Raw genomic sequence first — 9,191 nt, forward strand, 5'->3', positions numbered from 1 at the left:
CTCGAAACTCAAGACACACACCGAAAGGGGCAGAGGCGACAAAGTCCTGCAAGGAGGTCGAGAAGGCGACTTGCAGGTCAGACTTCGGTCGTACCGCGCGGCATCAACTGAATGATCTCCAGCAGTACGCCGTCGGGATCGTGGAAGAACGCGAACTTCATGGGCCACCGCCCGACAGTGTCGAAGCCCGGAGGGGAGTTCAGTTGTATGCCCTCTGCTTCGAGCATGGCCACAGTCGAGTCGAGGTCGTCCACTCGGAACGCAAGTCGACCGAGGCCCACGTCCTTGCCGTTTCGTTTGGGATGCTCGCCCTTCTCACGCCACTCCAGAAGGTCGAGGTATGGACCGTGCCTCCCGTTGTCCCAGTGAATCATCGCGGCGCGGTACCCGCTCGGCCCGGTCGCTCCCAGCGCGAGGGAGAGGTCGATACCGCCATCACCCTCGGCGACGCCAAGAGTCGAGCCGCCCATCACCCGTGTGTAGAAGTCGAGGGATCGATCGAAATCTGTGCACACGATATTGGCGTGAAGGAAGAACATGTCGAGACCCTCTCGTGGTCGAATACGGACGTCGTCGCCGAGCCGGTCGCGTGCGAGGTGTAGGGCGTCGGGTTCCTCGATGGGCGTGCTCTCGGTCCGCGATGGGGGTAGGGGCCGAGCTCGATGCGCGGGCCTGCCAGACGTCAGAGAATTGCGCCGGATATGCGGAGATCGATTATCTGGTCGTCTTCGATACCGACCTCCGCAAGGACCTCATCCGTATGCTCACCCCAGTCGGGTGCCGGGCCGGGGTCGAGAACGGCTCCATCGAACTTCACCGGATTGGGCACCATCGAAAACGACTTGCCGGTGGCGCTTGGCGCATCCACCAGGTATTCATTGGCGAGCACTTGAGGGTCGCGGCTCAGTTCGCGCGGCGTCTGGACCACGCCCCAGACGCCGGTGGCGTCCGTGAGAATCTTGGTCCACTCCTCGATCGTCCGTTTCCCGAACTCCTCTTCCAAGACGCGGACACACTCCGATGCGTTATCGGCACGCAGGCTCATCGAGGCAAACCGGGGATCCGCTATCAAGTCCTCGCGCTCGAGGCGCATGCAGAGGTCCGGCCAATGAAGCTCGGCCTCCAACATGACCAACTGAACGAATCGATCGTCCTTGGTCCGGTAGGCGGCGACAAGAGGGTTCTTGATCGAAGACCGCTCGAGTCCGAAGAATCGATCGACGTCGAACAGTTCACAGGCTGCGATCTCATTGCGCATCGCCCACATCCCACTGGCGAGCAGCGACGTCTCGAGAACCGGCCCGCGGCCGTCTGCCCAATTTGCCCGATTCACCAGGGCTGCAGCGATACTGCCCGCCAGCATCTGGCCGGTCAGGATGTCCCCGAAAGCAGGTGAGGGCAGGTCCGGCGGAGACTCCGCTTCGGGCGCCGTGATCTTATAGGACAGGCCGGAACGAGCCCAGAACGCTGCGGTGTCGAAGCCGCCACGGTCTGCTTCGGGGCCGAGCGAGCCCATACCTGTTGCACTCGCGTAGACAATTGCTGGATTTATTGCTTGAACGCTTTCGACGTCGATTCCGAGTTTCACCCGAGAACCCACACGAACGTTGGTCAGGAATACGTCGGCCTCCTCCAGTAGTCGACCTAAGATGTCATGAGCTCCGGGCTTGGTCAGATCAAGGGTGATGCCACGCTTTCCACGATTGTGCATCTCCCACATGAAATTGACTCCAGCGTCCTCGGGCCCGCGACCGCTGAGGACAAGCGCGCGCATAGGATCTGCCGTCTCAGGATGCTCGACCTTGATCACGTCTGCGCCCCACTCGGACAGAATCGTCCCCGCCATCGGGACCATGCCCCAAATTGCCAACTCCACAACTCGAATACCAGCCAGTGGTCCCATAGCGAGGTCGTACCACCTTCCGATTTGGGCTAGGTCTTGATCAGTCTTCTAGCCATCGACGATCTTCCATGATAAAACTAGCCATCATTGCAAGTATGCGCAAGGGTGCTGATTTCGCGGCCGGTCGCACGCCGGACCGCCGTTGTCGTCCCAGTGAAGGAGAGGTCATGGACCGAGAAGCGGCCATCGTCGGGATCGGGCGAACCGTGTTCAGTAAAGAATCAGGGCGTACCACGCTGGGAATGGCGACCGAAGCAGTGCGTAATGCACTCGCTGATGCCGGCTTGTCGGGAACGGACGTCGATGGCGTTGTCAGCTTTCACCTCAACGACTCGGTGGCAGCGCCCGAGGTCGGGGGCGCTGTGGGAGCCTATGACCTAGCATTCTCCCTCGACATCTTCGGCGGCGGAAACGTCGCATGCCTGAGCATCTCCGAAGCAGTTGAAGCGGTGAAAACCGGCCGGTGCGAGACGGTAGTGGTCTTCCGCTCGCTCAACGGTCGCTCAGGCAGCAGGTTCGGCCGAGGCGAGGATTCCCCAAACCTCGGCGGCGAGTTTCAATTCAGTGCACCCAACGGTTACATCATCCCACCGATGTGGATCGGGATGTGGGCTCAGCGGCACAAGGAGATCTACGGCACGACCGCCGAGGACTTCGGCCAAATTGCGATCACGCACAGAAGCCATGCGGTGTCGAATCCTCATGCAAGTCAACGGAAACCGATCACGATGGATGATTACCTCTCGAGCCGATGGATCGTCGAACCATTTCGACTCCTCGATTGCTGCCTCGAGACCGACGGAGCAGTTGCCGTCATAGTGACCTCTCTCGAGCGTGCCCGAGATCTGCGCCATGCCCCGATTGTTCCGCTGGCCTCTGCAGAGGCCCATACGCACAGCAGCTCGTGGAGTCAATTCGAGGATCTGTCGACCATGTACTCGCACTATGCGGCCAAGCGTCTGTGGAGCAGGAGTTCCCTCACGCCCGCCGACGTCGACGTCGCGTGTTTGTACGACTGCTTCACCTATACAGCGCTGGTGACCTTCGAGGACTACGGGTTCTGCGGAAAGGGAGAGGCCGGAGCGTTCTACTCGGAAGGTCGAGCCACCTACGGTGGCGATATCGTGGTGAATCCGCACGGCGGTTTGCTCTCCGAAGGCTATATCCACGGTCTCAACCACCACTACGAGGCCGTCCTGCAGTTGCGGGGTCAGGCGGGCGCCCGGCAGGTCGACGATGCGCAGGTCGCGCTCGTGACTGCGGGTGCGGGACCTGGCGGCGGAGCGGTCCTCTACGGAGCGGACGGAGTGGACCGGTGAGCACTTCGAGCAGAGACACCGTGGCCCAGGCTGCGATGCGGCCACGTCCTCAAATCGACCCGGACAGCGCAGAGTTCTGGAGGGCGGCATCCGAGGAGATCCTGACCCTTTCACGTTGCACGGAGTGCAGGTGTTGGGCACATCCTCCCCGCGAGAACTGTTCGCAGTGCGGTGCCCCTATGAACATGGAGCGATCCAGTGGCGTAGGCGTGGTCTACAGCTACATCGTCCTTCACCACGACACGATCCCGGGCTTTGCGAACCTGTTGCCACTTACGATCGTGCTGGTCGAGTTCGAGGGTGGCTGCCGGATCCCCGCGCGTTATGTCGGTGAACTGGACCGAGCCACACTGGTCGGATCGAGAGTGCGGGCCGAGTTCGAACTGATCGAAGACAGCGCACCGGCGCTGCTTGTACGCTTGGAGACCGACACCGCCGATTGAGTTTGCCGTCCAGGAACGCAGCAGACCGCAGCTGCCGTGGACAACGAGTCATGCAGCAGGGGTGTCCCTTACTCCACACGGGACCCGCGACGCCCACTCGAGCGAGTGGTCGTCACCCATACACGAAAGGACCAAATGTAAGTGGAGAACATAAGTCTGGATAACGCCGTCTCATTCGTCACTGGCGCCGGCAGTGGCATCGGCGGATCGATCGCCCGCGAGCTTGCAGGCCGCGGAGGCGTCGTCGTCGTCGCTGACATCGAAATGGACGCTGCGGACCGGATCGCCCAGGACATCCGCCGCCAGGGCGGCAAGGCAGAACCGATGCAGGTCGACGTCGGCGACACACATGCAATGCAAGTGGTAGCCGACGAGGTATTCGCTGCATACGGCAGACTTGACGTTCTCGTCAACAACGCAGGTGTCTCGATGCGTCCGTTTCGCGCGGTGTGGGACGCTTCCTTCAACGACTTCGAGTGGATGATGCGCATCAACTACTTTGGTGTCGTGAACGGTCTTTTATCCTTCCTTCCGCGTATGCGTGCTCAGGGGACACGGGGCCACATCGTCAACACCTCGTCGTTCGTTGTCCTCGACGAAGTGCCAGGGCACGGGATGTACAGCGCATCGAAGGCGGCGGTGGACGGTATCTCGGGAGTCCTCAGGGCCGAGCTAGAAGACCAGGGTGACCCGATCGGGGTCACCGTTCTCTATCCGGGTAAGGTCACCACTCGGATCGCTACCAGTGAGCGTTTGCGCGACACCGTAGGCCGTTCGGACGCGCGCGTTGTGAAGCCCTACGCGCGGGTCCGGCCGGTCGCTCCGTACGAGGAAGCCATCGAACCTGACCTCGTCGGCCCCATGGTCATAGAAGCGATCGAAAAGAACCGCCCTCACTGCCTCACCCACCCCGCTCCGCTGGAGATCCTCGAGCGTCGCCTTCGCTTATACGGAGCGGGCGATCACGACCCGTGTGGAGCCTGATCGTTCCACTAGAACGCGGGTACGTGTTGCGTACCCGGTTCTGCTGGAGGTTTTCCATCACCCGAAAGTCGAGTTTCACGGCATTGTCGAAGAAGTAGCCTTCAGGATGATCGTCCGTCTGAATCGACGCACGCAAATTCGATTTCGGCCACGGCCGACCTACTGGACCCTGAGTCGGGCCGGGCGTGCAGGTCGCTCAGCCGACGTACTATCCGCCATGTCGGGAACCGTTGTGAGGCGGAACCCGGTGCGCCCATGCAGAGTAGAGCGTCGATGCGCACATTGGATCGTGCGGCATGACCTGGGGTGAACCTGCAGATCGGCATCGCTGCAGGTACATACGGGCTTGATGACATGATCAGGCGTGGTAGGTCGCGTCGACGTCGGTTCGATTCTTGCGGGTCGCCGGCATCCCCGATCCCTGCGTGCAGGATCGAACGCCACCCACGTCCGGACCTTTGCCGAATGGACGTAGGTGGCATTCGTCATCGACCGGTTCTCGCGCCGCGGCGCCGGTCGGTGGTTGTCGACAGGTCTGCACACCGATTCACTCGTGTGGCCCGCGGAGGTTTATGCGTCGGGATCGGAATAGGTACCGGTCGAAGTGAAACAGTCCTAATACCATTCACGCTTTTCTGCCAGGCAATCGAGCGGGCCATCGAACGACTCCACCGACACCGGGCGCACCTCGACAGACTCCGCCACTTCCGTCACTCGACCACGCGGTGTGCTGGCCACAACCAGATTCGCCACGTCAACGGTCATCTGCAACTCCCCGCACCGCGTGAAGGCCTCGAGTTCCACTTCGCCGAAACTACCGCCGCCATCGCACATCCCGATCCCATAAGCGCAGCACGATGTTCACGGGGTCACCACCGAACAATCGCAGAGCTCGGGATCTCCCCCTTGCAACCGCAGTGCATACGTCTTACCCGTCTTGGGCGGTCAACGGCGCAGGATCAGATCCAGAGCCTCGGACCGCGAGGCTGAGTTTGTCTGCAGCAGGCCCCGTACCGCCGAGGTGATGGTGCTTGCTCCCGGCTTGCGAATGCCCCGCATCGCCATGCAAAGGTGTTCGGCCTCGACAACTACGATCACCCCGGCCGGGTCCAGCTTGCGCATCAGCGCATCCGCGATCTGACTGGTCAGTCTCTCCTGCACTTGCGGACGTTTGGCGTACAGGTCAACCAGCCGCGCCAGCTTCGACAAGCCGGTCACTCGGCCCGTGGGGCCGGGGATGTAACCGACGTGCGCGATGCCGTGGAACGAGACAAGGTGGTGCTCGCAGGTGGAGTACATCGGAATATCCCGCACGAGGACGAGTTCTTGATGGTCCTCATTGAAGGTCTTCTCGAGTACGAAGTCGGGATCGATGTAGAGACCGGCGAACATCTCCCGATATGCCCGGGCGACTCGGGCGGGTGTCTCGACCAGCCCCTCGCGGTCGGGGTTCTCCCCGACCGCAATGAGCAACTCCCGCACGGCCGCTTCGGCGCGGGCTTGATCGAACACCCGTCCCGATTCCCGACTGCATAGGATCTCGTCCCCAACGGCAATCGACACGGAATCCTTCTTTGAAGCAAGGTGATTCACCGACAACAGACCGTACCTCCACTTTGTCGAATCAGGCTCCGCCCGGCCCAGGGGTGGACTCTCTCCAGAGTTCAGAGGTCACCGCCCGGCTGCTTGAATCTCGGGGAATGAGACTAGAGGGCGTCCCTTATCGATCATAATATGATGTGCGGCATGGTGTGTACCGGTTAGGGTTCGTGTTCTCGGTCTCGGCGATGGCGCTCGGCGTCGTCATGATCGCGGCACCTCCCGACTTCACGCCAAGGCTCGGCCTATGTGCGCCTGCAATCCTGTTCCTGGCTCGCGCACCGCGAGGCTCGCTGCCCCGTGGCGACTCTCGCCCATCGGATCCCGCCTCGCCGAGGTTCCACTCAACAACCACGACCTCCGTCCGGGTTGAGCCGGAATCGATATTACGACTTTTCGCGTCGTACTTGCCGACTACGTCACAGGCTCAGTCTGTCCGCAGTCACCGCTGTGGAATCACCGCTGCGGCTTCGCTCATGGTGACCCTGTCCAGATGTCCGTGGAGCAGGGCCGGGTCGCGTGGGGTGGCGCTCTGTTGCGCTGGTGCGGCGGCATTCGATGGTGGAATACGTACCGGCACCTAACCCGCTAGGATTCTGGAGGGTGATCGAGCACGTTGTGAGAACTCATAGTGTGACCACTCGGTGCGAATACTCGAACCCGATCCGGCCGGAGAGCGAGCTGTTCCCCTTCGTTCCTGCAGCAGCCGATCATGGGGGAACAGGGGCGCCCCTGTTCGGCGTTGAATTTTAGTGGTAGACAATAGGAATGAACAAGACTGCGTTAGTGACCGGTGGTACCGGCGGACTCGGATCTGCCGTCACAAAGAGATTGCTCGACGACGGCTGGCGGGTCGTTGTGCCGTGGATTGTGGAAGCGGAACTCGAACGGATCGGTGAACATCCGCGTTTGGAGCCCATCCGAGCCGACTTGTTCGCCCCCCGAGACGTCACCGAGGTTGCGCAACTCGCCGGTGGCAATCCTGAAGCGCCCCTCGGCGCCGTCGCCAATCTCGTAGGGGGATTCGCGATGGCAGGAAAATTGCACGAGACGTCCATCGATGAGTTCGACCGGATGCTACGTCTGAACTTGCGTCCCACCTACCTCGTGACACAAGCGGCCCTGCCCTACATGATCGAGGCCGGCGGAGGGTCCATCGTCGCCGTTTCCACCAAAGCGGCATTCGCGCCGTTCGCCGGGGCCAGTGCCTATGTAACTTCGAAAGCCGCGGTGTGGGCGCTTATCATGTCCATCTCCGTTGAATATGCAGGTGAAGGTATCCGTGCCAATGCGATTCTTCCCACGGTGATAGACACACCAGGAAATCGTGAGAGTCAACCTGATTCGGCGCGGACGAATTGGACTTCTCCCACGGAGATCGCCGACACCATCGCCTATCTGTTCAGCGACTCGTCCGCCGCCGTGACCGGAGCGCAGATTCCGGTTCCTGGTGTGAAGAGGTAACCCGTTGTCACCCGGGCCCGTGAGCACCCGATTCGTCTGAACAATGTGAAAACCAAGGGCGGAAAAGGGAAGTGCGCGGGTCCGGGAAAGGCGGTCGAATCGACTTGCTTCAGCGCTGATGCCCAGGGCGCCATCGGATGCGGAGGATCAGTTCCGAGGAGCAATGATCGCCTCAGCCGCGCTGTTCTTCATCGGAGTTGTCAGGGGATGCGCGAGAGTAGGCTCGCGCATCCCCTGCTCACGTCACCAACCCCGAGGTCACTGTCCCTTCAGCCGACATCTGCGAGACGGCCGACAGCTACACACTGATTGTCGAGGTGGAGCCGGCGCTCGACGACCAGCTTCCCGACGTCGGGTACGCCGGGCCGACGCCGAGGTTTGTGGCTGGAGTGTCGGGTAGGAGTGACCCCGGCACCTCGCGGCGGTGTCCCATGAGCGCCTGCATAACCTCCGGCCAAGGTGAAACTACCGGCGCAGTCGGTTGACGTGCTCACTCGAGCCTCATGCTCGAGTGAGCCAACGAGGAGTTCGAACGCTATGCCTACGGTGTCGGGGCGTTTCCCGGCGCCGAAGGCACAGCGTTCGAATAGTCGGCACAGGCGCTGACCGACATGCACGACCAATGGGTCGGCGGTGAAGTGCCGATACCTGTACGTCCAGCGTATGCGACAGCGCGGGGGGTGAGCCCGTCGCTCCGAACGATATCGGGAACAAGTGGACACCGCGCGAAGCTCACCACCCCGCGGGGTGCTGGCTTAGAGGATGTCTCATTTGGGGAGCTTCTTCCAGCACGTCAGCGCGGCGGCCAGTTGGAGAAAGCCGGCGAAGTGCTCGCCGTGACGTTCGTAGCGGATCGTCAGCCGGCGGTAGCCGGTCAGCCACGCCAGGGTGCGTTCGATCTTCCACCGGTACCGCCCGATACGCTCGCTGCTGTCGACGCCACGGCGAGCGATGCGCGGGACGATGCCCCGCTCACGCAGCCACCGGCGGTGCACGGGGTAGTCGTAGCCCTTGTCCGCCCGCAATCGGCCGGGTCGGCGGCGCCGCGGCCCGCGGCGTGACCGGACCGCCGGGATCGCGGCCACCATGGGCTGCAGCATGACGCTGTCGTGGGTGTTCGCCGAGGTCACCGCGGTCACCAGCGGGATACCGTCGGCGTCGGACAGGACGTGGATCTTCGAGCCGTTCTTGCCCCGGTCGACCGGACTGGGACCGGTCAATGAGCCCCCCTTTTGGCCCGGACGTGCGCGGCGTCCAGGATCGCCGCGGACCAGTCCAGGTCCCCGCCGGCGCCGAGCCGGTCGAGGATTTGGCGGTGCAGCTCGTCGAACACCCCGGCCTTGACCCAGGCCGCGAAGCGGCGGTGCGCGGTCGGGACACTGACCCCGAACGACGGCGGCAGGTGCCGCCAGGCGCAGCCACTGGTGAGCACGTAGACGACGGCGGTGAACACCGCCCGATCATCGAGCGCCCCCCGCC

The 9,191-nt window shown here is 62.3% G+C and carries 9 protein-coding genes; 4 read left to right on the plus strand and 5 right to left on the minus strand.

Annotation, left to right across the window (positions count from 1 at the left end; genetic code table 11):
- Nucleotides 1–77: 77 nt before the first annotated feature.
- Together G6038_RS14980 and G6038_RS14985 are read right to left on the minus strand one after the other, a co-directional pair.
- Nucleotides 78–539, minus strand: coding sequence for a VOC family protein (locus G6038_RS14980; RefSeq protein WP_165038638.1), 462 nt, complete (start codon nt 537–539; stop codon nt 78–80).
- Between the two features lie 143 nt (nt 540–682).
- Entirely contained in the window at nt 683–1,903 is a 1,221-nt protein-coding gene (locus G6038_RS14985; RefSeq protein ID WP_165038639.1) for a CoA transferase, read from the minus strand.
- A gap of 167 nt (nt 1,904–2,070) precedes the next feature.
- Between G6038_RS14985 and G6038_RS14990 the strand changes: the two genes are divergently transcribed.
- From G6038_RS14990 to G6038_RS15000, 3 genes are all read left to right on the plus strand, one after another.
- Nucleotides 2,071–3,222 (plus strand): nonspecific lipid-transfer protein, encoded by a 1,152-nt coding sequence (locus G6038_RS14990; protein ID WP_206024749.1) that lies wholly within the window; start codon nt 2,071–2,073, stop codon nt 3,220–3,222.
- A 179-nt stretch (nt 3,223–3,401) separates the two neighbouring features.
- Nucleotides 3,402–3,665 carry an OB-fold domain-containing protein gene (locus G6038_RS31370; protein WP_240918504.1) on the plus strand — a complete coding sequence of 88 codons (264 nt, stop codon included), beginning with the start codon at nt 3,402–3,404 and terminating at the stop codon, nt 3,663–3,665.
- A 141-nt stretch (nt 3,666–3,806) separates the two neighbouring features.
- Nucleotides 3,807–4,649 carry an SDR family NAD(P)-dependent oxidoreductase gene (locus G6038_RS15000; RefSeq protein ID WP_165038641.1) on the plus strand — a complete coding sequence of 281 codons (843 nt, stop codon included), beginning with the start codon at nt 3,807–3,809 and terminating at the stop codon, nt 4,647–4,649.
- Nucleotides 4,650–5,264: 615 nt separating this feature from the next.
- Here the strand turns inward: G6038_RS15000 and G6038_RS15005 are convergent.
- Together G6038_RS15005 and folE are read right to left on the minus strand one after the other, a co-directional pair.
- Entirely contained in the window at nt 5,265–5,414 is a 150-nt protein-coding gene (locus G6038_RS15005) for a hypothetical protein (protein ID WP_165038642.1), read from the minus strand.
- Nucleotides 5,415–5,594: 180 nt separating this feature from the next.
- Nucleotides 5,595–6,206, minus strand: coding sequence for a GTP cyclohydrolase I FolE (gene folE / locus G6038_RS15010; protein ID WP_346772823.1), 612 nt, complete (start codon nt 6,204–6,206; stop codon nt 5,595–5,597).
- Nucleotides 6,207–7,016: 810 nt separating this feature from the next.
- Here folE and G6038_RS15015 point away from each other — a divergent pair.
- Nucleotides 7,017–7,712 (plus strand): SDR family NAD(P)-dependent oxidoreductase, encoded by a 696-nt coding sequence (locus tag G6038_RS15015; protein ID WP_165038644.1) that lies wholly within the window; start codon nt 7,017–7,019, stop codon nt 7,710–7,712.
- A gap of 767 nt (nt 7,713–8,479) precedes the next feature.
- Here G6038_RS15015 and G6038_RS15020 read toward each other — a convergent pair.
- Nucleotides 8,480–9,191 (minus strand): IS5 family transposase gene (locus G6038_RS15020; protein WP_165038645.1). Its coding sequence is split into 2 segments (ribosomal slippage), with 713 coding nucleotides annotated over them: nt 8,480–8,946 and nt 8,946–9,191; the frame shifts between segments, so codons are not numbered across the junction. This gene is flagged as partial in the annotation.

The sequence above is a fragment of the Rhodococcus sp. 14C212 genome (assembly GCF_011058195.1).
In the GTDB taxonomy this organism is placed as follows: domain Bacteria; phylum Actinomycetota; class Actinomycetes; order Mycobacteriales; family Mycobacteriaceae; genus Rhodococcus; species Rhodococcus aetherivorans.

Bases quoted from the DNA above. Each gene is read 5' to 3' on its own strand.
- G6038_RS15005 (WP_165038642.1), bottom strand. From the start codon at position 5,414: ATGACCGTTGACGTGGCGAATCTGGTTGTGGCCAGCACACCGCGTGGT.
- G6038_RS15015 (WP_165038644.1), top strand. From the start codon at position 7,017: ATGAACAAGACTGCGTTAGTGACCGGTGGTACCGGCGGACTCGGATCT.
- G6038_RS14985 (WP_165038639.1), bottom strand. From the start codon at position 1,903: ATGGGACCACTGGCTGGTATTCGAGTTGTGGAGTTGGCAATTTGGGGC.
- G6038_RS31370 (WP_240918504.1), top strand. From the start codon at position 3,402: ATGAACATGGAGCGATCCAGTGGCGTAGGCGTGGTCTACAGCTACATC.
- G6038_RS14990 (WP_206024749.1), top strand. From the start codon at position 2,071: ATGGACCGAGAAGCGGCCATCGTCGGGATCGGGCGAACCGTGTTCAGT.
- G6038_RS14980 (WP_165038638.1), bottom strand. From the start codon at position 539: ATGTTCTTCCTTCACGCCAATATCGTGTGCACAGATTTCGATCGATCC.